General features: G+C 70.9%; 21 protein-coding genes. 11 read left to right on the plus strand and 10 right to left on the minus strand.

The genetic code is table 11. From position 1 onward, the window contains the following. Positions 1 to 274 precede the first annotated feature (274 nt). Complete coding sequence (locus ACIA5G_RS17360) at positions 275 to 1,078, minus strand: EamA family transporter (RefSeq protein ID WP_395924106.1); 804 nt, start codon at positions 1,076 to 1,078, stop codon at positions 275 to 277. A gap of 342 nt (positions 1,079 to 1,420) precedes the next feature. Here ACIA5G_RS17360 and ACIA5G_RS17365 point away from each other — a divergent pair, with 342 nt between their 5' ends. Further along, on the plus strand, positions 1,421 to 1,600 hold the full coding sequence (locus ACIA5G_RS17365) for a hypothetical protein (RefSeq protein WP_013224457.1): 180 nt from the start codon (positions 1,421 to 1,423) through the stop codon (positions 1,598 to 1,600). 138 nt (positions 1,601 to 1,738) lie between these two features. Here the strand turns inward: ACIA5G_RS17365 and ACIA5G_RS17370 are convergent, their stop codons facing one another. The 5 genes from ACIA5G_RS17370 to ACIA5G_RS17390 form a co-directional block, all read right to left on the minus strand. Continuing rightward, entirely contained in the window at positions 1,739 to 2,920 is a 1,182-nt protein-coding gene (locus ACIA5G_RS17370; RefSeq protein WP_395924108.1) for an ROK family protein, read from the minus strand. Between the two features lie 11 nt (positions 2,921 to 2,931). Beyond that, positions 2,932 to 4,398: a sugar ABC transporter permease gene (locus tag ACIA5G_RS17375; RefSeq protein ID WP_395924110.1), complete on the minus strand. Its 1,467-nt coding sequence runs from the start codon at positions 4,396 to 4,398 to the stop codon at positions 2,932 to 2,934. A 20-nt stretch (positions 4,399 to 4,418) separates the two neighbouring features. Continuing rightward, positions 4,419 to 5,192: an ATP-binding cassette domain-containing protein gene (locus ACIA5G_RS17380; RefSeq protein WP_247063508.1), complete on the minus strand. Its 774-nt coding sequence runs from the start codon at positions 5,190 to 5,192 to the stop codon at positions 4,419 to 4,421. 142 nt (positions 5,193 to 5,334) lie between these two features. Further along, positions 5,335 to 6,474 (minus strand): sugar ABC transporter substrate-binding protein, encoded by a 1,140-nt coding sequence (locus tag ACIA5G_RS17385; protein WP_395924113.1) that lies wholly within the window; start codon positions 6,472 to 6,474, stop codon positions 5,335 to 5,337. 700 nt (positions 6,475 to 7,174) lie between these two features. Beyond that, positions 7,175 to 8,911, minus strand: a complete 1,737-nt coding sequence (locus ACIA5G_RS17390; RefSeq protein ID WP_395924115.1) for a DEAD/DEAH box helicase — start codon at positions 8,909 to 8,911, stop codon at positions 7,175 to 7,177. 212 nt (positions 8,912 to 9,123) lie between these two features. Between ACIA5G_RS17390 and ACIA5G_RS17395 the strand changes: the two genes are divergently transcribed. Continuing rightward, a complete protein-coding gene (locus ACIA5G_RS17395) occupies positions 9,124 to 10,272 on the plus strand; it encodes a YihY/virulence factor BrkB family protein (protein ID WP_395924117.1) in 1,149 nt (382 codons plus the stop codon). 88 nt (positions 10,273 to 10,360) lie between these two features. Then, entirely contained in the window at positions 10,361 to 13,513 is a 3,153-nt protein-coding gene (locus ACIA5G_RS17400) for an efflux RND transporter permease subunit (RefSeq protein WP_395924119.1), read from the plus strand. A gap of 229 nt (positions 13,514 to 13,742) precedes the next feature. Here the strand turns inward: ACIA5G_RS17400 and ACIA5G_RS17405 are convergent, their stop codons facing one another. Then, entirely contained in the window at positions 13,743 to 14,579 is an 837-nt protein-coding gene (locus tag ACIA5G_RS17405; RefSeq protein ID WP_395924121.1) for a hypothetical protein, read from the minus strand. A 163-nt stretch (positions 14,580 to 14,742) separates the two neighbouring features. Beyond that, a complete protein-coding gene (locus ACIA5G_RS17410; RefSeq protein ID WP_328458792.1) occupies positions 14,743 to 14,985 on the minus strand; it encodes a DUF3039 domain-containing protein in 243 nt (80 codons plus the stop codon). A gap of 67 nt (positions 14,986 to 15,052) precedes the next feature. Here ACIA5G_RS17410 and ACIA5G_RS17415 point away from each other — a divergent pair, with 67 nt between their 5' ends. Genes ACIA5G_RS17415 through ACIA5G_RS17435 form a run of 5 tightly spaced genes read left to right on the plus strand, consistent with a single transcriptional unit; the run spans position 15,053 to position 18,730 of the window. Beyond that, positions 15,053 to 15,841: a sporulation protein gene (locus ACIA5G_RS17415; protein WP_395924123.1), complete on the plus strand. Its 789-nt coding sequence runs from the start codon at positions 15,053 to 15,055 to the stop codon at positions 15,839 to 15,841. Continuing rightward, positions 15,841 to 16,332 carry a pyridoxamine 5'-phosphate oxidase family protein gene (locus ACIA5G_RS17420; RefSeq protein ID WP_395924125.1) on the plus strand — a complete coding sequence of 164 codons (492 nt, stop codon included), beginning with the start codon at positions 15,841 to 15,843 and terminating at the stop codon, positions 16,330 to 16,332. The genes ACIA5G_RS17415 and ACIA5G_RS17420 overlap by 1 nt, the downstream gene beginning before the upstream one ends. Then, positions 16,329 to 16,946, plus strand: coding sequence for an HD domain-containing protein (locus ACIA5G_RS17425; protein ID WP_395924127.1), 618 nt, complete (start codon positions 16,329 to 16,331; stop codon positions 16,944 to 16,946). The genes ACIA5G_RS17420 and ACIA5G_RS17425 overlap by 4 nt, the downstream gene beginning before the upstream one ends. 9 nt (positions 16,947 to 16,955) lie before the next feature. Beyond that, positions 16,956 to 17,861: a pseudouridine-5'-phosphate glycosidase gene (locus tag ACIA5G_RS17430; RefSeq protein WP_395924129.1), complete on the plus strand. Its 906-nt coding sequence runs from the start codon at positions 16,956 to 16,958 to the stop codon at positions 17,859 to 17,861. Further along, the gene (locus tag ACIA5G_RS17435; protein ID WP_395924131.1) at positions 17,858 to 18,730 is read left to right on the plus strand and encodes a carbohydrate kinase family protein; all 873 of its coding nucleotides are present in this window, start codon (positions 17,858 to 17,860) and stop codon (positions 18,728 to 18,730) included. The genes ACIA5G_RS17430 and ACIA5G_RS17435 overlap by 4 nt, the downstream gene beginning before the upstream one ends. Here ACIA5G_RS17435 and ACIA5G_RS17440 read toward each other — a convergent pair. Both ACIA5G_RS17440 and ACIA5G_RS17445 read right to left on the minus strand, forming a co-directional pair. Further along, positions 18,727 to 19,062, minus strand: a complete 336-nt coding sequence (locus tag ACIA5G_RS17440) for a DUF3099 domain-containing protein (protein WP_395924133.1) — start codon at positions 19,060 to 19,062, stop codon at positions 18,727 to 18,729. The two genes, ACIA5G_RS17435 and ACIA5G_RS17440, sit on opposite strands and share 4 nt — an antisense overlap. A gap of 17 nt (positions 19,063 to 19,079) precedes the next feature. Continuing rightward, on the minus strand, positions 19,080 to 20,345 hold the full coding sequence (locus tag ACIA5G_RS17445) for an amidohydrolase (RefSeq protein WP_395924135.1): 1,266 nt from the start codon (positions 20,343 to 20,345) through the stop codon (positions 19,080 to 19,082). Between the two features lie 28 nt (positions 20,346 to 20,373). Here ACIA5G_RS17445 and ACIA5G_RS17450 point away from each other — a divergent pair, with 28 nt between their 5' ends. From ACIA5G_RS17450 to ACIA5G_RS17460, 3 genes are all read left to right on the plus strand, one after another. Further along, the gene (locus tag ACIA5G_RS17450; RefSeq protein WP_395924137.1) at positions 20,374 to 21,876 is read left to right on the plus strand and encodes a methyltransferase; all 1,503 of its coding nucleotides are present in this window, start codon (positions 20,374 to 20,376) and stop codon (positions 21,874 to 21,876) included. After that, positions 21,873 to 22,298: a D-aminoacyl-tRNA deacylase gene (gene dtd, locus ACIA5G_RS17455; RefSeq protein WP_395924139.1), complete on the plus strand. Its 426-nt coding sequence runs from the start codon at positions 21,873 to 21,875 to the stop codon at positions 22,296 to 22,298. Before ACIA5G_RS17450 ends, dtd begins: the two co-directional genes overlap by 4 nt. A gap of 287 nt (positions 22,299 to 22,585) precedes the next feature. Further along, a complete protein-coding gene (locus ACIA5G_RS17460) occupies positions 22,586 to 23,614 on the plus strand; it encodes a sigma-70 family RNA polymerase sigma factor (RefSeq protein ID WP_395924141.1) in 1,029 nt (342 codons plus the stop codon). The last annotated feature ends 144 nt before the right edge of the window (positions 23,615 to 23,758 follow it).

Below are 23,758 nucleotides of genomic sequence, written 5' to 3' on the forward strand. Positions count from 1 at the left end.
TGGGCAACCCGGCTCGCCGGCGGAAGCCGCCACGGGCCGAGCCGGCCGTTCCGGCCACCGCTCGCGACGGCGCGCGACTCGTGCGGCCGAGTGCACCCAATGTGGCATTGGGTGCGTTGGACGCACCCAATGTGGCGTTCGCTGCATCCCACGCACCCAAAGTGGCGTTCGCTGCATGCGACCCGAGCGCCCCAAGGCGGCCTTGGTTGCGTCCGACGCACCGAAGGCCGCCTTCGTTGCGTCTCACGCACCGAAGGCCACCTTGGGACCGATCTCACCCAGGCGGCTCCGGCGCAGGCCGCGTCGACACCTCCCGCCGGCGCACCGCGACCCCCGCCACCACGGCCAACGTCCCCAAAGCCTCGACCACCGACGGCACCTGCCCCAGCAGCACGAACCCCATCACCCCGGCCGTCACCGGGAGCAACGCCAGCAGCACCGCGAACCGCGCCTGCCCCACGCGCCGCAGCACCACCTGGTCGAGCGCGTACGGCACCACCGTCGAGAGCACCCCCACGCCCACCCCCAGCAGCAGCATGCGTGGCGAAGACCACACCTCACCCGTGCCGAACGCCAGCGGGGACAACACCACCGTCGCCGCCGCGAAGCCGATTGCCAGGCTGGTGATGCCGTCGCCGTCCTCCGCCACGCGCTTGCCCAGCAGGATGTAGCCCGCCCAAGCCGCCGCCGCGCCCAGGGCGAACACGACACCGAGGAAGCTTCCGGACAGCCGGACGTCCGCGATCGCCACCACGCCGACCGCCACCAGCAGCACCGCCAGCACGTCGCGCAACGATCGCGAGCCGACCGCCGCCACGACCACCGGGCCGGCGAACTCCAGGGCGACGACGGTGCCCAGCGGGAGGCGGGCGATGGCCTCGTAGAAGAGCACGTTCATGCCCGCCGTCACGACGCCGAAGGCGATCGCCAGCAGCAGCCGGCGGCCCCGCCAGGCGGCCCGGGGCGGCCGGCGCCAGGCCAGGAGCACCACCGCCGCGCCGAGACACCGCAGCCACGCCACCCCGGCGGGCGTCGCGTGGCCGAAAAGGCCGACCGCGACGGCCGCTCCGGCGTACATGGAAATTCCGCTGAGAACGAACAACAGCGGAGCGGGTGGCGCGGAAAGCCTCCGCGACGGCGTCACCGTACTCACCACTCCATGGTGCCTGACCACGGAAAACGTAACTCTCCGGGTATTCGTCTCCTGCATTGCGGGATGCGGCTACGGCATCCGGGGTAAATCGACGTGACTCAGGTCCCACCGGCGCGGGAACACTTGCGGGCAGCGAAACGTCTGGAACAGTAGAAGCACGAACACCGCGGAGCCGGAGGCGATCGCCGCAGCCGGCATCAGTCCCGATGTGGGCGTAGCTGGATCGATGGCACCGGGCAACCGGTGCCGGGACGGAGGGAGACCCCCATGACAACGCCGACGCTCACCCGCCCCGAACTGACCGCCGCCGACCGCTGTGACCGGTGCGGAGCAGCAGCTCAGGTACGCGCCGTCCTCAGCACGGGCGGCGAGCTTCTCTTCTGCGGGCACCACGCCCGCGAGCACGAGGCCAAGCTCAAGGAACTGTCCGCCGACATCCAGCGGTAACGACCCCGAAACGCCGAAGGCGGCCGGTGCGCACAGGCACCGGCCGCCTTCGTTTTTCTGCAACTTGCAAAGTGCGTGGCGGTTATCACGGCAAGGCCACGGAAGATACCTATTCCGGACACGGAACCGGACAGGAAATCAGACAGAATCCAGCACGACTTCGAACGCGACTTCCGCGGCGCCCAGCAACTTCACGTCGGCCCCCAGGGCCGAGCTGATGATCCGGGTGCCGCCGACCGCCCGGCTCACCAGGCTGCGCCGCCGCACCTCGGTGCCGACGTGGCGCAGCACCGCCTCCGGCAGCACCGTCAGCAGGTCGCCGAGGATCACCAGCTGCGGCCCCAGCAGGTTGACGACGTTGATCAGTCCCAGCGTCAGCCACTCGGCGAACTCCGCGAGCCGGGAGAGCGCCGCATCGGGGTCCCGGCCGAGCTCGCGCAGCTCGAACAGGATCGCCCCGCGCGGGGTGTCCTCGGGCAGGCCGAGGGCCCGGCACAGCGCCGCCTCGCCGACCTCGGTCTCCCAGCAGCCGCTGCTGCCGCAGTAGCAGGGCCGCCCGTCCGGGCGGATCACCATGTGCCCGATCTCGCCGACGTAGCCGGAGCCGCCGCGCAGCGCCGAGCCTTCGGCGATGACACCGCCGCCGACCCCGACGTCCGCCGAGATGTACACCACGTCGGACGACCCGCGGGCCGCGCCGCGCAGGTGCTCGGCGACCGCGCCGAGCTCGGCGTCGTTGCCGACCAGGATCGGGATCTGCAGCACCGCGCCGAGCCGCTCACCGAGCGCGACGTCGGTCCAGCGCAGGTTCGGGGCCTCGTGCACGTACCCGTCCGCCCGCCGGACGACGCCCGGCACCGACACCCCGGCCGCCACCGGGGTCACGTCGAGGTCGCCGGCCAGCACGGCCGTCGACTCGATGACGTGGGTGATGACCTCGTCGGGCTGGCCCATCCGGCCGCGCAGGTTCCAGCTGTTGCGGCCCAGGATCTGGCCGCCCAGCCCGACCAGGGCGATCGCGACGTGCTCGACCTGCAGGTCGACCGCGAGCACGACCGCCGCGTGCGGCTGGGGCAGGACCAGGAGCGAGGGGCGGCCCGCCCCTCGTCCCGGCCTCGGCACCTTCTCCTCGACGACGCCGGCTTCCGCCAGCCCGTCGACGAGGGTCTTGATCGTGCTCCGGTTGAGCCCCAGCTCGGTGGCCAGGGTCGCCCGGGTGCTCGGCCCGCCGACGTGCAGCAGCCGGAGCAGGGTTGTGCGGTTGTGCCGGCGCACCTCGTCCGGTCGTGCAACGGGTGTGCTGGTCACGGGCCTGATCATTCCATGCTGGTTCAGCGCGTGGACGCAGCCGCGCGGCGCCGGGACAGCGCGTCGACCGTGGCGGCGAGCAACAGGACCAGACCGGTGACGATGTTGACCACCGCGGCCGGCTGCTTGAGCAGGCCCAGGCCGTTGATGACCACGGCGATCACCAGGCCACCGACGACGGCGTCGGCCACGCGGCCCTTGCCGCCGAACAGCGACGTGCCGCCGATGACGGCCGCACCGACCGAGTACAGCAGCGTGTTGAGGCCACCGGACTGCGGGCTGACCGAGCCGACCTTCGACGCGGCGACGATGCCGCCGATGGCCGCGACCGCCGAGCCGATGACGAACACGCTCGCCCGGATCTTCGGCACGTCGATACCGGCGCGGCGGGCGGCTTCCTTGTTGCCGCCGACCGCGTACACGTACCGGCCGTACTTGGTCCGGTTGAGCACGTAGGTCCCGGCCACCAGCAGCACCAGCATGATCGGGATGACGTACGGGATGCCCTGGATCGTGACGACCGCCTTGTTCGGCGAGCGGTTGACCGTCAGCAGCCAGGTGCCCAGCGCCGACAGCACCACGAGCGCGGCGACCTTGACGACCACCAGCGCCGTCGGCTGGACGACCAGGCCACGCTGCAGCCGCCGGAAGTGGCTGAGCAGCGTGATCACCGCGAACCCGCCGGCGGCGACGAGGAAGAAGATCCAGCTGCCGAGGACGTTCAGGTTGCCGTTGGCGATCTTGTACAGGACGTCGGAGTTGGTGATGCCGATCGTGCCGCCCTCACCGATGAACTGCAGCAGGACGCCCTGCCACACGATGAACAGCGCCAGCGTCACGACGAAGGACGGCATGCCGATCTTCGACACCAGGAAGCCGGTGATGCAGCCGATCGCGGTGCCGACGCAGATGGCCAGCAGGATCTCCAGCCAGGCGTTGGCGGGGACGCCGATCGCGACGAGCAGCAGGCCGAGCAGCGACAGCGCGGCGCCGGCCCAGATCCGCTGGTAGGCCGACAGCAGCATGGCCGCGGCGAGGACCGCGATGAACGTGATGAACACGCCGGATCCCATGGAGCCCAGCAAGTTGCCCGCATGGACGTAGTGCAGGGCCATCACCGAAGCCGCGGTGCCGGAAGCGACACCGGCGGCGAGGTCGATCTCACCGAGCAGCAGCACGAAGACGATGCCCATCGCGATGATGATCACGCCCGCGCCCTGCGGGAAGACGTTGGCGATGTTGGCCAGCGTGAAGAAGTTGTCCGACAGCGCGCTGAACAGGATGACCAGCACGAGCAGGCCGAACAGCGACGGCAGCGAGCCGAGCTCGCCGGCCCGCAGGCGGGCGAAGTAGTCGCGAAGGGCTTCGCCGGTTGACATCGATGTCGTGTCGATGCCGAAGTCGGTGATGGCCGCGGTGGGGTTCTGGGTCTGCGCGAGCGCTTCCGCGGCCGGCGTGCCGACCTCGGGCTTGGCAGGAGTTTCAGTCATTTCCGGTTCTTTCTTCCCGCTCACAGGACCACGGCTTCGGGCCGGGCCAGGCCGAGGTCACCGGAGCGACCGGCGGTGATCAGCTCCACGATCTGGCCGTGGGAGACGTCCTTCGTGTGCACCTCGGCGACGAGGCGGCCGAGGTAGAGCACCGAGATGCGGTCGGCGACCTCGAACACGTCGGCCATGTTGTGGCTGATCAGCACGACCCCCAGGCCCTGTTCGGCCAGCCGGCGGACCAGGTCGAGCACCTGCCGGGTCTGCGCGACGCCGAGGGCGGCGGTCGGCTCGTCCAGCACGACGACCTTGCTGTTCCACAGCACCGACTTGGCGATGGCCACGGTCTGGCGCTGCCCACCGGACAGCGAGGAGACCGGCGTCCGGACCGACTTCACGGTCCGCACCGACAGGGAGGCCAGTGTTTCGCGGGCGGCCTTCTCCATGCTCGCTTCGTCGAGCTTCCACGAATTCCCGCGCTCGCGACCGAGGAACATGTTCTGGACGATGTCGAGGTTGTCGGCGAGCGCGAGGTCCTGGTACACGACCTCGATGCCGAGGTCGGCCGCGTCCTTCGGACCGCGGATGTGGGCGTCCTGCCCGTTGAACCGCACGGCCCCCGAGTCGTACGGGTGGATGCCGGCGATGCACTTGACGAGGGTCGACTTGCCGGCGCCGTTGTCGCCGACCAGGGCGGTCACTTCGCCCGCACGCACGTCGAAGTCCACGTCGTGGAGGACGTGGACGGGGCCGAAGCTCTTGTTCAGGCCCTTGATCTCGAGAATGGGCTCACTCATGGATGGCAGTTCTCCGAATTTTTGATGCCCTGTGCCGCCGCTAGGGCCTGGCGATCCCCGCAAGCGGGGAGTGGGGACCGGGCCGGGACGCGCCGTCGGGGTGCGCGTCCCGGCCCGGCTGTTCATGGGTACTGCGGGCGGCTCAGGAGATGCCGAGCGAGCTGCACTTGGCGGCGAGGTCGCCACCGCAGATCTCGGTCGCCTTCACGTAGCCCTGGGTGACGACGGTCTTGACGTCCTTCTCCAGGATCGTCGTCGGGGTCAGCAGCACGGACTTGATGTCGCGGTTGCCCTTCGGGTCGCGCAGCTTCGCCGTGGCGATCGCGTCCGCACCGGCGGTGTCACCCTTGGCGAGGACGGCGGCCAGCTTGGCGGTGGCCTCGGCCTCTTCCTTGATCGGCTTGAAGACCGTCATGTACTGCTCGCCGCGCATGACCGCCATCAGGCCGTCGGCGGTCGCGTCCTGGCCGGTGACCGGGACCTTCCCGTTGAGGCCGTTCTTCTTGAGGATGGTGATGACCGCGCCGGCCAGGCCGTCGTTCGCCGCGACGACGCCGTCGACCTTGCCGCCGTTGGCGGTGAAGATCTGCTCGAACGTCGTGCCGCCGAGCTGGTTGTCCCAGTCGTTGATCGGCTGCTTCTGGATCCGCTTCAGCGTGCCCGCCGAGACCAGCGGCTCGAGGACGGAGTCCTGGCCCTTGGTGAACAGCGTGGCGTTGTTGTCGGTCGGGGCGCCCTCGATCTGGACGAAACCCGCACCCGGCTTGCTCTTCAGCGCGTCGGCCATGGCCTGGCCCTGCAGCTGGCCGACCTTCTCGTTGTCGAACGAGACGTAGTAGTCGGCGGACCCGCCGAGGCTCGGGCGGTCGTAGTCGATGACCGGGATGCCCGCGGTCTTCGCCTTGGCCTCGACCGCGGCACCGACGGCCGGGTCACCGGGGGCGATGACCAGGACCTTGACGCCGGAGCTGATGAAACCGTCGGCCAGGGTGGCGAACTTCTGGTTGTCGCCCTGGGCGTTCTGGACGTCGACCTCGAAGCCCTGCGCGGTCAGCGCGGCGGTCAGCATCGGCTTGTCGAACGCTTCCCAGCGCGCCGAGGTGGCGGTCTCCGGGAGGATGACGCCGACCTTGCCGCTGGCGCCGCCGGCGGCGGCCGGGGCGGACGAGGAGGCGGAGTTGCTCCCCGTGCCCCCGCTGTCTGAACTGTTGGCACCGCAAGCGGTCAGCACCAGGCCGGTGCTGACTGTCGCGGCGAGGAGGGTAAGGGTTCTGCTGCGCATCCTCGTTCCTTCCGGATCCAAGCATTGGTGACGAGCGGCCCTCGACGGTCTGCGTGTCTCGGGCCTGCGGGGCGGTGATCCGGAGAGGCCCGGCGCACCGACGCGCATATGTTGTGGGCGACAACATATGCCGCTGAGCGGCTGCGGGGAAGATAGCTGGATCGATTAAATGACACCAATTGGACACGGTTCGGCAACACGAGCTGAACCTCGCCCGGAAAGAGTAGATCCGCTGACGATGTGATCGCCGGCACTCACCCTGTGTTACATCCAGGTTTCTTGACGGCTTGAAGGTACTCCGACAGGCGGCTCCGGTGTACACCGAGCGCGACACGTGTTCCGTCCACGTCCTGTGCCGGTAATCGGTCGCCGACTTGCGGGATACGGGCGGTATCCGTGCCCGAACCGCCATCGGGAGACGGAAGGTCGGGCAGGCGACGGGCGACATTTCGGGCACGCAGCGTCACGCTGGTGTGGAAGGTGCGTTCGGGCCGGGCGGGACGGACAGTGACCGGAAGCTTCAGCCTGCTGGGCGACACGGGGAGCGGTCCTGGGGGTGGCGCGGGGTCGGGCCGCGAAGCTCCGAGGCGACGCTTGGCGCTACCCCGCGGAGTGGCGACGACCACCCCGCGATCCTGCCGCACGAGCGCGAGCCGGCGCTCGGGCAGACCGGGCCCCAGGTGGTGCGCGAGCACCCGGCCTACCAGGACCGCAGTGTCACGATCCGCTCTTCGAGCTGCTCCACCGTCGCCATCGCGGTGGGCGGCCCACCGCACACCCGCCGCAGCTCGTTGTGGATTGCGCCGTGGGCCTTCTTCGTGCGGTGGTGGTACATGCCCACCAGTGCGTTCAGCTCCTTGCGCAACGCGCCGAGCCGCTCGCTCACCGACGCGGGGCGGGCCGCGGGGGGCGGCGCCTCCTCCTTCGCGGGCTTGCGGCGCTTCTCGTCCGCGACCTGCTCCGCCTGCCGCTTCCGCAGCAGCGCGCGGACCTGGTCGGGCTCCAGGAGACCCGGCAGGCCGAGGTACTCCTGCTCCTCGTCCGACCCGGAGAACACCGCGGTGCCGAACGAGTTGCCGTCGTAGATGACCTGGTCGAGCTCGGCGGAGGCGCCCAGCGAGGTGAACGCCTTCTCCTCCTCGCCCGGCTCGTCCTCGGTGCGGTTGGCCTGGGCGAGAAGCTCGTCCTCCCAGCCCTCCTGCTCGCGGTGCGGCTTGCCCAGCACGTGGTCGCGCTGCGCCTCCAGCTCGCTGGCCAGCTCCAGCAGCACCGGCACCGACGGCAGGAACACGCTCGCCGTCTCGCCCTTCTTGCGCGCTCGCACGTAGCGGCCGATCGCCTGGGCGAAGAACAGCGGGGTCGACGCGCTCGTGGCGTACACCCCCACCGCGAGCCGCGGGACGTCGACGCCTTCCGAGACCATCCGGACGGCCACTATCCAGCGCTCGTTCGTCTCGGAGAACTCCTTGATCCGGCCCGAGGCCTTCGGGTCGTCCGAGAGCACGAGTGTCGGCATCTCCCCCGAGATGCGCTCCAGGATCTTCGCGTACGCGCGCGCCGTCTCCTGGTCGGTGGCGATCACCAGGCCACCCGCGTCCGGCACGCTCTGGCGCACCTGCGACAGCCGCGTGTCGGCGGCCTGCAGCACCGCCGGGATCCACTCGCCCGCCGGGTCGAGCGCGGTGCGCCACGCCCGGGCGTTCTGCTCCGCGGTCAGCGGCTCGCCGAGGCGGGCGGTGAACTCCTCCCCCGCGCTCGTGCGCCAGGAGGCCTCGCCGGAATAGGCCAGGAAGACGACCGGCCGGACCACGCCGTCGGCCAGCGCGTCGGCGTAGCCGTACGAGTGGTCGGCCTTGCTGCGCTGGAAGCCGCCCGAGTCGGGCTCGTAGGTGACGAACGGGATGGCCGAGTCGTCCGACCGGAACGGGGTCCCGGTCAGCGACAGGCGCCGCACGGCGGGGTGGAAGGCCTCGCGGATCGCGTCACCCCACGACTTCGCGTCACCGCCGTGGTGGATCTCGTCGAGGATGACCAGCGTCTTGCGGTTCTCGGTGCGCACCCGGTGCAGCGTCGGGTGCGCCGCGACCTGCGCGTACGTCAGCGCGACGCCGTTGTAGTCCGACGACGTCACGCCCGTGGTGTTGCGGAAGTTCGAGTCGATCTGGATCCCGGCCAGCGCCGCCGAAGCCGCCCACTGGTGCTTCAGGTGCTCGGTCGGGGTGACGATCGTGACCGCCTCGATCGTGCGGTCGCTGAGCAGTTCCGCGGCGATCCGCAGGCCGAACACCGTCTTGCCGGCGCCGGGCGTCGCCACCGCGAGGAAGTCCTTGGGCCGCGTCGTCAGGTACTTGGTCAGTGCCCGCCGCTGCCACGCCCGCAGCGGGCGCGCGGTCGAGTCCTTCTCCGCGGGAGGCGCCCCGAGCTGCGTCTCCGTCATGCCGGTCCCCCCTCGCTCAAGTGCTTTGACGTGCGAAAACCCTCACTGTGGTACCGACTTCGGCGTCGGCGACTGCGGTGAGGGCACTGGAGCGAGTCTACCGGCCGGGTCCGACAGTTCCCGGCACCGGCACGGGTGATGTCCCCCGACACGCCCGGGTGCAGGGGTGGTGACGAGCCAAATCTTCACGGATGGACCATGCTGGACACGTCATGGGTGAGGTTCAGCCGTCCGGAGGGACGAAGGTGGCCCGCAAGGGGCCGTGGCGCCTCATCACGCGCACGCTCGGCAAGGCGTGGGAAGGCAACATCTTCTCCGAGGCCGCCGAGGCCGCCTTCTGGCAGACGCTCTCGCTGCCGCCGCTGCTGCTGGGCCTGCTCGGCAGCCTCGGCTTCGTGGGCGAATGGTTCGGCCAGGACGTCGTCACCCAGGTGCACGACCGGATCATCGGCTTCTGCCGGACGGTCTTCAGCGACAACGCCGTCCACGACATCATCGAGCCGACCGTCAACAGCATCCTCACCGTCGGCAAGGGCGAAATCGTCTCGGTCGGCTTCCTGATCTCGCTGTGGGCGGGTTCGTCGGCGATGTCGTCGTTCGTCGACGCCATCACCGTCGCGCACGACCAGTACGGCGTCCGCAACGACGTGTGGCAGCGGATCTTCGCGCTGCTGCTGTACCTGTGCGGCCTGGTGATCCTGGTGGTCGGCCTGCCGCTGCTGGCGATCGGCCCGGACCTGCTGCCGGAGTTCTTCCCGACCGAGTGGCGCCCGACCGTGACGTCGTGGGTGAGCACGCTCTACTTCCCGACCCTCGGGGCGATGATCACCCTCGCGCTGACCACGCTGTACAAGCTCGCGCTGCCGCGGAAGCTGCCGTGGCACCGCGGGCTGCCGGGCGCGGTGCTCGCCATGGTCGTGTTCCTGCTGTCCTCGGTCGGCCTGCGCATCTACCTGAACTGGATCACCAAGACCGGCTACACCTACGGCGCGCTGGCCGCGCCGATCGCGTTCCTGCTGTTGATGTTCTTCATCGGGCTGGCCGTGGTGGGCGGGGCGTACTTCAACAGCGCGCTCCAGGAGCTGTGGCCGGCGAAGGCGACCCGGCGGCAGCGCCGCAAGTGGCGCCGGCTGGAGATGGAACGCGCCTCCGAGCGGCTGCGCACGGAAGAGGGCCGCAAGCTGTGGGAGCGCACGACCACACCGCTGCGGCGCCCGCGCGCCGAAGACGTCACCCCCAACGGCGCCGATGAAGCGTCCGAAGAGGACGAACCGTCACCCAGCGCACCGGAACCGGCACCCAGCGCGGTTCAGGGTCGCGATTCATCCCCGCGGAGTACGCGAAATCAACCCGCAGACTGAGTCGCTCCTCAGCAACGCCGTGAAAGGCTGCCCGGGTCACTGACGCAGGCGTCGGTCGCCGCGTCGTTCCCGAGGGGGTTCCCAAGTCATGTCCGTGCTGGCCAGATTGAGCCTGCGCAACCGAAGCCTGATCGGCCTGCTCGCGCTCGTCGTCGTCGGCTTCGGCGCCTTCGCGCTGCCGCAGATCAAGCAGCAGTTGTTCCCGTCGCTGCAGTTCCCGCAGGCGCAGATCGTCACGGCGTACGCGGGCGCGTCCCCGGACGCGGTCGACAAGCAGGTCACCGAGCCCCTCGAAGGCGGTCTCCAGGGCCTGAAGGGCCTGGAGCAGCTCAACTCGACGTCGTCCGACGGCGTTTCGCGGATCGTCGCGCAGTTCGAGTTCGGGACCGACATCGACGCCGCCGTGTCGCAGATCCAGCAGGTGGTGAACCAGGTCCAGCCCCGGTTGCCGCAGAACTCCGCGCCCGCCGTGTCCGCCGGCAGCACCGACGACCTGCCGGTCGTGCTGGTCGCCGCGGGCACCGCCGGGGACCCGCAGCAGCTCGCGCCCGCGCTGACCGACCAGGTCGCGCCGGAGCTGCGGAAGATCGACGGTGTCCGCACGGTCACCGTCACCGGCGTCCAGCAGCCGCGTGTCACGATCGCGCTCGACTACGCGAAGCTGGCCGCCGCGGGTGTCGACCCGACGTCCATCGCCACCACGCTGCAGACCGCCGGCGCCGCGGTGCCGGCCGGCACGCTCACCGAAGGCGACAAGACGCTGTCGGTCCAGGTCGGCGGCAGCCAGACCACTGTGGACACGATCCGCAACCTGTATCTGACCCCGAGTGCCGCTTCCGGCGCCACGCGAGGCACGCCGCCGCGCGGGCCGGTGAAGCTCGGCGACGTCGCCGACGTCCAGACCGGGTTCGCACCGCCGACGTCGATCACGCGCACCAACGGGAAGCCGAGCCTCGGCCTGTCGATCACCATGGTGGACAACGGGAACGCCGTCGCGATCTCCGACGCCGTCCGCGACAAGCTGCCCGAGCTGGGCAAGAAGACCGGCGCCGAGATGAGCGTCGTGTTCGACCAGGGCACGCCGGTGAAGGACGCGATCAGCGGCCTGACCACCGAAGGCCTGCTGGGCCTGGCGTTCGCCGTCCTCGTCATCCTGCTGTTCCTGCTGTCGGTGCGCTCGACGCTGGTGACCGCGGTGTCGATCCCGCTGTCGGTGGTCGTCGCGCTGCTGGCGCTGTGGACCGGCGACCTGTCGCTCAACCTGCTCACCCTCGGCGCGCTGACCATCGCGATCGGCCGGGTGGTCGACGACTCGATCGTCGTGCTGGAGAACATCAAACGGCACCTGGCTTACGGCGAGGAGAAGCAGCGGGCGGTGCTCGACGGCGTCCGCGAGGTGGCCGGCGCGGTGACGTCGTCCACGCTGACGACCGTCGCGGTGTTCCTGCCGATCGCGTTTGTCGGCGGGTTCGTCGGCGAGCTGTTCTCGCCGTTCGCGATCACCGTGACGGTGGCGCTGCTGGCGTCGCTGCTCGTGTCGCTGACCGTCGTGCCGGTGCTCGCGTACTGGTTCCTGAAGCAGCCGGCGATCCCGGCGGACGCCATCGAGGCCGAGCGGGCGCGCGAAGCCGCCGTCGAGAAGGAGCGCCGCGGCCTGCTGCAGCGCGCCTACCTGCCGGTGATCCGGTTCGCCACCAAGCGGCGGCTGACTGTCGTGCTGCTGGCGCTGTTGATCTTCGCCGGCACGGTCGGGCTCGCGACGCGGCTGAACACCAACTTCCTCGACCAGTCCGGCGGCACCACGCTGAACATGACGCAGAAGCTGCCCGCGGGCACCAGCGTCGAGGCCAAGGAGAAGGCCGCCACGGCGGTCGAGCAGGCTCTGGCCGCCGAGTCCGCGGTGCAGACCTACCAGGTCAGCGTCGGCGGGGGCGGCGGGTTCGGCGGCTTCGGTGGCGGTGGCACGGCGACCAGCATCTCCGTCACCGTCGCGAAGGACACCGACCTCGACGCGCTGTCGGACCGGCTGCGCTCGAAGCTGACGTCGCGGCCCGAGCTGGGCGAGATCAAGATCGGCGCGGACGCGTCCGGCTTCAACTCCGACCAGGTGTCGGTCACCGTGACCGCGCCGTCGGAAGCCGCGCTCAAGCCCGCGTCCGACCAGGTCGTGCAGGCGCTGGGCGGGGTGTCCGGGCTGACCGAGGTGAGCAGCGACCTCGCCGTCGGGTCGCCGCGGGTGCAGGTCGAGGTGGACGCCGCCGCGGCCGCCGCGCGCGGGCTGTCGGCGAGCACCATCGGCCAGGTCGCCAACCAGGCGATCGCCGGCCGCACGGTGACGCAGCTGCCGGTCGACGGGCAGCGCACGGACATCGTGCTGCGCGCCGGCACCGCCCCGGTGACTGTCGACCAGGTGAAGGGCCTGCCCATCCCGGGGCCCGCGGGTGTCGTCCGGCTGGACGAGGTGGCGAAGGTGTCCACTGTGGACGGCCCGGCGTCGGTGCACCGCACCGGCGGTGACCTGAGCACCACGGTGACCGCCAAGAACACCGGCGACAACCTGAGCAAGACGACCGCGGACATCCAGTCCAAGCTGGACGGTCTGACGTTCACCGGCGGCGCGGCGTACTCGCTCGGCGGCGTGAGCCAGGACCAGCAGGAGGCGTTCTCGAACCTGTTCCTGGCGCTGCTGGCGGCGATCGCGATCGTGTTCCTGATCATGGTCGCGACGTTCCGGAGCCTGATCCAGCCGCTGATCCTGCTGGTGTCGATCCCGTTCGCGGCGACCGGCGCGATCGGGCTGCTGCTGGCCACCGGCACCGCACTCGGGCTGCCCGCGCTGATCGGCATGCTGATGCTGGTCGGGATCGTGGTGACCAACGCGATCGTGCTGATCGACCTGATCAACCAGTACCGCGCCGAGGGGATGAGCGTCGCCGACGCCGTCACCGAGGGCGGCCGGCGCCGGCTGCGCCCGATCCTGATGACCGCGGCGGCGACCATCTTCGCGCTGGTCCCGATGGCGCTGGGCATCACGGGTCAGGGCGGCTTCATCGGCCAGCCCCTGGCGATCGTGGTGATCGGCGGCCTGGTCAGCTCGACGCTGCTGACGCTGGTGCTGGTCCCGACCCTCTACACGATGGTCGAGACCCGCAAGGAGCGCCGCCGGGCGCGTCGTGAAGCCCGCCGGACCCCGGCGAAGGCCCCGGAGTCGGAGTCCCTCGACCCCGCTCCCACCGCCTGAAAGGGGCATCACGTGTGATCAGGGAGGCATCACGCGTGATTGGCGGGGCATCAGCGCGATGCCTCGCCAAGCACGGGCGATGCCCGCCCAGTCACGCGTGATGCCCCTTCGATCACGCGTGATGCCCGTAACTCGCGTGATCCGAGGCGGATCTCGCGTGATTGGGGCCGTGACTCGCGAGTTACGGCCCCGATCACGTGAGTTACGGGTCTGATCACGTGGGGTGCGGCTACTGGCGGAAGCGGTAGGTCATGCTGTCGAAGAGGATGCAGATGCTCGGCGACATCACGATCACGCGCAGGGTGTTGTCCCGCTCGTCGAAGTCGATGCCCTCGACCTCGAAGTTGCCGCTGCAGCCGCTGCGCAGCGGCAGCTGACCCAGCGACGTCACGTGCCCCGCGACGTCCGAACCGGCCAGCGGACCCGCCAGGTCGACCTGCAGCAGCGGCTTCGTGGTGCCGAAGAGGCTGCCGTCCGGGTCGTCGGACGCGCAGAGGAGGCGGGTCGCGGTCTGGAAGTCGCAGCCCTGGACGTCGCGGACCGGGTGGTCGAGCCGGATCGTGCCGGCGAGCGGCAGGTTCTGCGCCGGGTCGGTGGCCGCCACGCCGGGCATCGGGTGGACCAGGAGGCGGTCCATCGTGCCCCACTCCCCCGCCACCAGCCAGCGGGCGTCCGGCGAGACCGCGGCGAAGGAGTTGTTGTTCGCCTCCCACGACTCGAGGTTGTGCTTGTAGTTCTGCCACGAGCCGTCCGGGGCCTGGACGCGGAAGAGCTTCGCGCCCCGGTCGTCACGCTGGTAGGGCTCGGCGTACCAGCCCTGGGCCGAGCCCGGGTCGCCGACGTGGTTCCACCCCTGCGAGTTCAGGTCCGCCGGGATGGTGCTGATCCCGGTGTAGCGGATGGTGGTGCCCGACGGGCGGACGATCGTGGCGAGCCCCTGGCTCTCGTCGAGGGCGCGGGCTTGGTCCCGGCCGACCTCCGACCAGCCCGTGACGGCCTGCGCCAGCGCGGGGGCGAACACGGTCAGCAGGGCGGCTACGGCGACGACGATCCCGGTTCTGCGCATGTGCGACTCCGGTGGGTGAGGGAACCTGGCCCGCTGGATCTACCAGGAGTCCGGCACCCGGCACACCCGCCGAATGAAGGTTTTTCACATTTGTTCGGCAACCTGTCCGATTCCGGACAGCAGAAAGCCCCGGCGGGCACACCCGCCGGGGTTCAAGCCCGGATCACTCCCCCGGGCGCAGCCCGTCGAAGATCTCCTTGCAGGCCGGGCAGACCGGCGAACCGGGCTTCGGCGACTTCGTCACCGGGAAGACCTCGCCGCAGAGCGCCACCACGTGATTGCCCATGACCGCGCTTTCGGCGATCTTGTTCTTCTTCACGTAGTGGAACATCTTCGGGGTGTCGTCGTCGGTGGTTTCCGTGCCCTCGGGCGTGGTTTCCGGCTTCGTCAGCGTCTCGGTGCTCACCCGGCCATTGTGCCCCAGTCCCGCCGAACCTCGTACGAAAGCCCCCCGACCTGGCAGGATCTGCGGCATGTTCCAGAAGGTGCTCGCGACGTTCGGCTCGGGCGGGGCGAAGATCGACGCCCGCCTGCTCGACCGGACCGCTTCCCCCGGCCGTCCCCTGCACGGCGAGGTCCTGCTGGCCGGCGGCGAGGTCGACCAGGAGATCAAGGGCCTCTCGGTGACGCTGCTCGCCCGCGTCCAGGTGCCCGGCGCGGACAAGACCGAAGACCTCCCCTTCGGCTCCCAGCACCTGGTGGGCGCGGAGACCATCCGCGCCGGCCAGCAGGTGCGGCTGCCGTTCGAGCTGCCGCTGCCCTGGGAGACGCCGGTGACCAGCGTCTTCGGCAAGCCGCTCACCGGGACGGCGGTCGGCGTGCGGGCCGAGCTCGACCTGGCCGCAGCAGTATCCGACCCGTTCGACGCCGACGCCGTCGCGATCGAACCGCTCCCGGCGCAGAAGCGGGTCCTCGACGCGCTGAGCCGGATCGGCTTCGTCTTCCGCGAGGCGATCCTCGAGCAGGGCCGGATCAACGGCGCGAACCAGCAGCTCGCCTTCTTCCAGGAGATCCGCTTCGCGCCTTCGCCGCGCTTCGCGAGCGTCTTCAGTCAGCTCGCGGTCACGTTCCTGGCCTCGTCGGAGCGCACCGACGTCGTCCTGGAGGTCACCAAACGCGTCCGGGTGAGCAAGTCCGGCGGCTTCGGCGGCCGCGGCCAGGACTTCCTCGGCATGTTCACCATGAAGCCGGACGTCAACTGGGAGAAGCAGCTCGACGACTGGCTCGACCAGGTCGCCCGCCCGCGCGGCATCTTCGACTGATGGCCACGCCCCGCGCGGAGCGCCCGCACATGCCCGGCTACGGGATCGCGGCCGATCCGTCGGGACTGCTGCCCTGGTCCTGGGCGGACACCCGGCTGCGGGCGTCGCACGACTTCTGGCTCGCCACGGTGACCCCCGCGGGCCGCCCGCACCTGATGCCGGTCTGGGCGGTGTGGACCGGCGAGGCGCTGTGGTTCTCGTCGTCGCTTCGGTCGGTGAAGGCCCGCAACGTCGCCGCCGGCTCGGCGGTGTCGATCGCGACGGACGACCCGTACGAGCCCGTCGTCGTCGAAGGCGCCGCCGAGGTCGTCACCGACCCGGCCGCCCTGCGGGAGTTCCTGGACACGATGAACACGAAGTACGAGACGTCGTACGGCCCCGAGTTCCTCGACCCCGCCGCCAACGCGTCGATGCGGCTGCGGCCGGAGAAGGTGTTCGCCTTGCGGGAGAAGGACTTCACGGGCTCGCCGACCCGCTGGACGTTCCCGTGAAGTGGGCCGAAGCCAGCACGGCGCTGGGCGGCACGCCGGACGCCTGGCCGCGGCTCGTCGCCCGCTACGGCGAGCCCCACCGCCGCTACCACACGCTGGACCACGCGGCCGCCGTCGCACGGGACTCCGCCTGGCTGGCCGGCGACCTCGGTGAGACCGATCGGGCCGTGCTCGCCGTCGCCGCATGGACGCACGACGTCGTCTACGACGCGAAGCCCGGTGAAGACGAACGCGCCAGTGCCGCATGGGCCCGGGAAGCGCTGGAAGGCGTCCGAGAAGAGCACGTCAACCGGGTCGAAGGCCTGATCCTCACCACGATCAAGCACGACGCCCCGGCCGACGACGCCCTCGCCACCGCGCTCCTCGACGCCGATCTCGCCATCCTCGGCGCGCCGGAGGCGAGGTACGCCGCGTACGCCAAGGCAGTGCGCGAGGAGTATGCGAAGTACCCCGACGACGTCTGGCGCGAAGGCCGCATCGCCGTCCTCGAAGGCATGCTGAACAGGACGCTCTACCGCAGCGAAGCCGCGCGGACACGCTGGGCGACCGCCGCGGCGAAGAACCTCACCGCCGAGCTGACCCACTGGCGCCGGGAGCAACCCGATCACCGATGATGGTTCCTCGTGACCACCCCACTCAACCTGCACGAAGAGGTCGCTTCCGCGCTGCGTGACGGGCACCCCGTCGTCGCGCTGGAGAGCACCATCCTGTCCCACGGCCTGCCGCCGGGCCGCAACCTCGACGTCGCCCGCCGCCTCGAGCGTGTGGTGCGTGACGGCGGCGCCGTCCCGGCCACCATCGCGGTGCTCGACGGCCGGGTCGTCGTCGGCCTCTCCCCCGCCGAGCTCGAGCGGGTCTGCGCGCCGGACGCCGGTCTGGACAAGTTGTCGCTGCGCGACCTCGGCCCGGCCGTCGGGCTCGGCCGCTCCGGCGCGACGACCGTGGCGAGCACGTCGGCGCTGGCCGCCGCGGCCGGCATCGGCATGTTCGCGACCGGCGGCCTCGGCGGGGTGCACGTCGGCGCGGCGCAGAGCTGGGACGTCTCGGCCGACCTCGGCGTGCTGGCGAAGGTGAAGACCGTGGTCGTCTGCTCCGGTGTGAAGTCGGTGCTCGACATCCCGGCGACGCTCGAGGTGCTGGAGACGAACTCGGTGCCGGTGCTGGGGTACCGCACCGACGACTTCCCGGCGTTCTACCTCCGCTCGTCGGGGCACGCCGTCGGCTGGCGGGTCGACGATCCCAAGCAGGCCGCCGCCGTGGTCGCCGCGCACCGCGCCTACGCGGATTCCGGTGTCCTGCTGGCGAACCCGATCCCCGAATCGTCCGAAATGGACAAAGAGCTGCACGACCGGCTGCTCGCCGAAGGCCTCGCGCTGGTGGCCGAGCGGGGGGTGCACGGCGCCGACGTCACGCCGGTGCTGCTGGAGCACTTCCACACCGCCAGCGGCGGTGTCAGCATCGACGCGAACGAAGCCCTGGTGCTCAACAACGCGAAGCTGGCGACCGAGGTCGCGGTGGCGCTCGCATGACCGGCGTGGTGGTGGTCGGCGACGCGGCCCTCGACGTGATCGCCCGGCACGACAAGCCGTTGCCGCACGGTGGTGACGCCCGCGCGAAGATCCGGTTCACCGGCGGCGGCTCCGGCGCCAACACGGCGCTGTGGCTGCGGCACCTCGGCGCCGAGACGACGTTGCTCGCGCGGATCGGCGACGACCCGGGCGGCCGGCTGATCCGGGCCGAGCTGGAGGCGGCGGGTGTGCGGTGCGCGTTCGCGGTCGACCCCGAGGCGCCGACCTGCTGCGTCGTGGTGATGGTCGACGGCTCCGGGCAGCGGAGCATGCTCGCCGACCGCGGCGCGAACCAGCGCTTCGCGCCCGAGGACGTCACCGCCGAGGCCCTGGCCGGGGCGGGTCACCTGCACCTGTCCGGTTACGTGCTGCTGGACCCGCCGTCACGCGCCGCGGGTCTCGCGGCGCTGGCCGCGGCGAAGGAAGCCGGGCTGACGACGTCGGTCGACCCGCAGGCGGCCGCGCACATCACCGATCCGGCCGCGTTCCTCGACGACGTCCGCGGGGTCGACCTGCTGATGCCGAACACCGAAGAGCTGGTCGCGCTGACCGGTTCGGCGGACCCGGTGTCGGCGAAGGAGCTGCTCGCCGCGGTCGGCGCGGTGGTCGTGACCGCCGGCCTGGACGGTGCCAGCTGGGTCGACGCGGACGGCGTGACGAGCGTGCCCGCGGTCGAGGCGGACTGCATCGACTCGACGGGCGCAGGCGACGCGTTCGACGCGGGCGTCCTCACCGGCTGGCTGGCCGGTGAGTCCACTGTGGACGTCCTGCGCCACGGGACACGACTGGGCGCGCTGGCCGTCGGGAAGGTCGGACCGCAGCCCGGCTAACCGTCGATGACGCGGTGGGTGGTGTGCTCGATCGCGGTCGGCTCGGCCTGGTAGGTGTTGACCTTCTCGGCCTTGCGGGGCGGGCGGTCGTTGGCGACCAGCACCGCGATCCACGGCAGCGGCACCGAAATGGCCAGGAACCCCAGCGCCAGCCACCACGTGTGGTAGGTCAGCCCGGCGAGGATCAGACACGGGATGCGGCACATCATCATGATGACGTACTTGCGCTTGCGAGCCGCGAACTGCTCTTCGTACGACCGGGCCGCCCCGGTGATCAGCACCGGGTCCGAGTCCTTGGCGGGCGTGGTCACTGCACCACCTCCGTTCCCCATCGTCCCACCTGTGGCGCTCATGCGTCACCTGGGTGGGACAACCGGCTGAGCGCCGCGGTGACAAGCGTCTCGATGCCGGTGCGCAGCGTCGGGTGCAGCACCGGGGCGAAGCGCGGCGAGTGGTTGGACGGGATGTCGCGCTCGAACCGGCCTTCGGTCATCGCCGTGATCACGGTCTCCGGGTCGAAGCCGCCGACCAGCCAGAACACCGACGGCGCGCCGGCCGCGCGGCCGAACTCGCTGAAGTCCTCGCTGCCGGTGACCAGCGGCGCCGGCAGTACGGCCTCGGCGCCGAAGTGGCCGAGGAAGACCTCGGTGAGCGCGTCGCTCGCGGCTTCGTCGTTCTCCGTGATCGGGTAGGAGCCGGACCGGACGATCTCGGGTGCCTTGGGCGCGCCGGCGGTCGCGGCCTCACCGTTGACGATCCGTTCCACCGCGGCGAGCACCCGCTCGCGGACGGCCTGGTCGAACGAACGGATGTTGACCTCGAGCACGGCGTCGTCGGCGATCACGTTGCTCGCGGTGCCGACGTGCAGCGAGCCGACGGTGACCACGGCCGACTCGGTGGCGGCGATCTCGCGCGACACGATCGTCTGCAGCTTCAGCACCACGGACGCGGCCAGCACGGCCGGGTCGACGGTCGTCTCCGGGCGCGAGCCGTGCCCGCCGCGGCCGTGCAGCGTGATGCGCAGGGTGTCGGTCGCGGCCATGATCACGCCGGGCCGGGTGAGCACCCAGCCGGCCGGGCCGGGCACCAGATGCTGCCCGAACACGACGTCGGGCGGCCCGGCGATCTCGTACAGGCCGTCACGGACCATCGCGGACGCGCCGCCCGCGCTCTCCTCCCCCGGCTGGAACACCACGAGCAGCGTGCCGGACCAGGTGTCACGCCCCTTCGCGAGCAGCGCGGCGGCGCCGGAGAGCCACGTGCCGTGCATGTCGTGCCCGCAGGCGTGCATGACCGGGACGTCCTTGCCGTGCTCGTCGGTGCCGCGGGCGGTGCTCGCGTACGACAGCCCGGTCTTCTCCTCGACCGGCAGCGCGTCGATGTCCGCGCGCAGCAGCACCGTGGGACCCTCGCCGTTGCGCAGCACACCCAGCACCCCGGTGCCGGCGATGCCGGTGTGCACCTCGTAGCCGTCGCGCTCCAGCCGCCGGGCCAGCTCCGCCGCCGTGCGGGTCTCGGCGAACGAGAGCTCGGGGTGGCGGTGGAGGTCGATGTACAGCGCTTCGAGCTCGGGCAGCGCCGCGTCGAGCGGGGCGAGGACGCGTTCAAGGGTCACGAGGGCCATCGTGGCAGCATTACCCACCGTGAGCACGCGAAGCGTACTGCCCGACCTGAACGACGAAGTCTGCGCGCGGCTGCGCGAAGCCTTCCGGCGCACCGGCTACGACGCCGACGGCGTGGTGACCGCCCTCGGCGGGGCCGCGCACGCGGCGCTCGGCCGCGGCGAGCCGGAGCCGGCCGACCGCGCCAGCCGGGACGCGGGTGAGCTGGGCACCCTGATCCGGCTGTTCCTGCTCGGCGGGACCGAGCCGGAGACGCAGGTCAAGGCCGCTTTTGCGCCGCTCGCGCCCGAGGATGCGGTCGCCGCGGGTGTGCTCGCGGCGGTCCCGGACGGCTACCGCGCCGCCCTCGACGTCCGCCCGCACGGGGACGAAGAAGGCTCCTGGTGGGTGGTCTCCGACCTCGACGCCGACGTGCTCGGCGCCACCGTGCCCGAGGACCACGTGCTCGGGGTCGGCCACGCGTCGCTGTCGCTGATCCGCGCGACCACCCGCCGCCCGGTCGGCACCCTGCTCGACCTGGGCACCGGCAACGGTGTGCAGGCGCTGCACGCGACCCGGCACGCGCAGCGCGTCACCGCCACGGACGTCTCCGCGCGGGCCCTGGCGCTGGCCGCGGCGACGTTCCGGCTGAACGAGCTGGACGTCGAGCTCGTCCGCGGCGAGTGGTTCGCGCCGGTCGCGCGGCGGAAGTTCGACCAGGTCGTCTGCAACCCGCCGTTCGTGGTCGGCCCGGCGCGTGTGGACTACACCTACCGCGACTCCGGGCTGGCCGGCGACGACGCGAGCGCGCTGGTCGTGCGGCAGCTGCCCGGGTTCCTGAACGACGACGGCGTCGGCCAGCTGCTCGCCTCCTGGCTGCACACCGGCAAAGAGGACTGGGCCGATCGGGTGAGCCGCTGGCTGCCCGCCGAGACCGACGCGTGGTTCGTCCAGCGCGACGTCGCCGACCCGGCGCTCTACGTCGGGACGTGGCTGCGCGACGCGGGCATCGATCCGCGCTCGGCCGAGGGGCGGGTCAAGGCGGCGGCGTGGCTCGACTGGTTCGCCGCCAACGACGTCCGGGGTATCGGCTTCGGCTTCGTCACGCTGCGGCGCGCGGCCGGGCGCACGCCGACGGTGGTGTGCGAGGACCTGCGGCAGGCCTACGACGACCCGCTGGGCCCGGAAGCCGCGGGCTGGCTCGACCGGGTGGAATGGCTGCGCCAGTCCGGTGAATCGTTGCTCGATGTCCGTTTTGTGGTGCCCGACACGGTTTTGCTGGAAAGCATCGAGGAACCCGGGGACGAGGGCTGGGCGACGACGGTCCGCCGGCTGCACCGCACCGACGGGCCGGGCTGGCAGCACGAGGTCGACGACCTGGCCGCGCGGCTGCTCGCGGGCTGCCGCGGTGCCCTGCCGCTGGAGGACCTGATCGAGCTCCTCGCGGCCGCGCAGGGCCTCGAAGCGGACGAGCTGGCCGCGGCCGCACTGCCGGTCGTGCGTGAGCTCGTCCGGCACGGGATGCTCGTCCCGGCGGGCCGATGAGGGCCGTCGCGGCGCGCGTCACCCGGGCGGAGGTGACCGTCGGCGGCGAGGTCGTCGGCGCGATCGCCGAGCCGGGTTTGCTGGTGCTGCTGGGAATCCACGCCGACGACGACGTCGTGAAGGCCGCGACGATGGCGCGGAAACTGCACGAACTGCGCGTGCTCCGTGACGAGGAATCATGCGCCACGGCGAATGCGCCGCTGCTCGTGGTGAGCCAGTTCACGCTCTACGGCGACACGAAGAAAGGCCGCCGGCCGTCGTGGACGCAGGCCGCGCGGCCCGAGGTCGCCGAGCCGTTGGTGGACACCGTCGTGGCCGAGCTGCGGGGCCGCGGCGCCACCGTGGCAACCGGACGGTTCGGCGCGATGATGGCCGTGTCGAGCGTCAATGACGGTCCGTTCACGGTTCTCGTAGAGGTCTAGACCATGGCGGGACGGTTCACTTCCTGACCTGATTCACACGGGATTCTCAGGTTTCCCGTCGGTCGCGCGTTCTCAGCAAAAGCTCAGCAATGGTGGAGCAACCGGAGCACCCTCGGAGTCGTCTCCTTTTCAGGCGAGCCGGGAACGTTTTGGGAACCCGGAGCGTTGTGCCAGATGTCCAGCCAAGCCGGCCGGACCGGCGTACCGGGTTCCACAGGCCCCGGGCCGCGGGTACGCACCGGCGGACCACCGCAGCAGCACGTTCAGCCCGTGACCGGGGAGGCAGAATGTCAGTCCAGACTCTCGAACGCGAGTCGCGCGGGATTCGCGAGCGCATCCCGGCTCAGGTGTCCGAGGAGCCGGTGAGCGTGGGGGCGCTCGCCGACGGCGACCTCGACGCCCCGAGCCCCGCCGCCGACCTCGTGCGCGTCTACCTCAACGGCATCGGCAAGACGGCGCTGCTGTCCGCGGCCGACGAGGTCGAACTCGCGAAGCGCATCGAAGCCGGCGTCTTCGCCCAGCACATGCTGGACACCGGGGAGAACCTCACCCCGAAGCGCCGCAAGGAGCTGTCCGCCCTGGTCCGCGACGGGCACGTGGCCAAGAACCACCTGCTGGAGGCCAACCTCCGCCTGGTGGTCTCGCTCGCCAAGCGCTACACCGGCCGGGGGATGCCGCTGCTCGACCTGATCCAGGAGGGGAACCTGGGCCTGATCCGCGCGGTGGAGAAGTTCGACTACTCCAAGGGGTTCAAGTTCTCGACCTACGCCACGTGGTGGATCCGTCAGGCCATCACCCGGGGCATGGCCGACCAGGGCCGCACCATCCGCCTCCCGGTCCACCTGGTGGAACAGGTCAACAAGCTCGCCCGCATCAAGCGCGACCTGCACCAGCAGCTCGGGCGCGACGCGACGCACGAAGAGCTGGCCTCGGAGTCGGGCATCCCGGCCCACAAGATCTCCGACCTGCTCGACCACTCGCGTGACCCGGTAAGCCTGGACATGCCGGTCGGCACGGAAGAGGACGCCCCGCTCGGTGACTTCATCGAGGACTCCGAGGCGACCGACGCCGAGAGCGCCGTGATCTCGAGCCTGCTCCAGGACGACCTCCGCCGTGTCCTCGCGACGCTGGACGACCGCGAGCAGCAGGTCATCCGCCTCCGCTACGGCCTCGACGACGGCCAGCCGCGCACGCTCGACCAGATCGGCAAGCACTTCGGGCTCTCCCGCGAGCGCGTCCGCCAGATCGAGCGCGAGGTCATGTCCAAGCTCCGCCAGGGTGAGCGCGCCGACCGGTTGCGCGCGTACGCCAGCTGATCAAGCTTCGCCGGAAGGGGCGGGTGCCACCAGGCACCCGCCCCTTTTGCGTGCTTACGACCAGTTTTTGAATGGCCGCGATGGAAAATTTTCCACGAAGAACGGGTTTCGGCGCCAACATGCCTGGGTAGCAACCTTTCGCCG

It is taken from the genome of Amycolatopsis sp. NPDC051758 (genome assembly GCF_044453095.1).
GTDB lineage: Bacteria > Actinomycetota > Actinomycetes > Mycobacteriales > Pseudonocardiaceae > Amycolatopsis.

Bases quoted from the DNA above. Each gene is read 5' to 3' on its own strand.
- ACIA5G_RS17360 (WP_395924106.1), bottom strand. From the start codon at position 1,078: ATGTACGCCGGAGCGGCCGTCGCGGTCGGCCTTTTCGGCCACGCGACG.
- dtd (WP_395924139.1), top strand. From the start codon at position 21,873: ATGAGGGCCGTCGCGGCGCGCGTCACCCGGGCGGAGGTGACCGTCGGC.
- ACIA5G_RS17385 (WP_395924113.1), bottom strand. From the start codon at position 6,474: ATGCGCAGCAGAACCCTTACCCTCCTCGCCGCGACAGTCAGCACCGGC.
- ACIA5G_RS17380 (WP_247063508.1), bottom strand. From the start codon at position 5,192: ATGAGTGAGCCCATTCTCGAGATCAAGGGCCTGAACAAGAGCTTCGGC.
- ACIA5G_RS17400 (WP_395924119.1), top strand. From the start codon at position 10,361: ATGTCCGTGCTGGCCAGATTGAGCCTGCGCAACCGAAGCCTGATCGGC.
- ACIA5G_RS17435 (WP_395924131.1), top strand. From the start codon at position 17,858: ATGACCGGCGTGGTGGTGGTCGGCGACGCGGCCCTCGACGTGATCGCC.
- ACIA5G_RS17370 (WP_395924108.1), bottom strand. From the start codon at position 2,920: ATGATCAGGCCCGTGACCAGCACACCCGTTGCACGACCGGACGAGGTG.
- ACIA5G_RS17365 (WP_013224457.1), top strand. From the start codon at position 1,421: ATGACAACGCCGACGCTCACCCGCCCCGAACTGACCGCCGCCGACCGC.
- ACIA5G_RS17390 (WP_395924115.1), bottom strand. From the start codon at position 8,911: ATGACGGAGACGCAGCTCGGGGCGCCTCCCGCGGAGAAGGACTCGACC.
- ACIA5G_RS17420 (WP_395924125.1), top strand. From the start codon at position 15,841: ATGGCCACGCCCCGCGCGGAGCGCCCGCACATGCCCGGCTACGGGATC.
- ACIA5G_RS17440 (WP_395924133.1), bottom strand. From the start codon at position 19,062: ATGGGGAACGGAGGTGGTGCAGTGACCACGCCCGCCAAGGACTCGGAC.
- ACIA5G_RS17405 (WP_395924121.1), bottom strand. From the start codon at position 14,579: ATGCGCAGAACCGGGATCGTCGTCGCCGTAGCCGCCCTGCTGACCGTG.
- ACIA5G_RS17460 (WP_395924141.1), top strand. From the start codon at position 22,586: ATGTCAGTCCAGACTCTCGAACGCGAGTCGCGCGGGATTCGCGAGCGC.
- ACIA5G_RS17375 (WP_395924110.1), bottom strand. From the start codon at position 4,398: ATGACTGAAACTCCTGCCAAGCCCGAGGTCGGCACGCCGGCCGCGGAA.
- ACIA5G_RS17395 (WP_395924117.1), top strand. From the start codon at position 9,124: ATGGGTGAGGTTCAGCCGTCCGGAGGGACGAAGGTGGCCCGCAAGGGG.
- ACIA5G_RS17415 (WP_395924123.1), top strand. From the start codon at position 15,053: ATGTTCCAGAAGGTGCTCGCGACGTTCGGCTCGGGCGGGGCGAAGATC.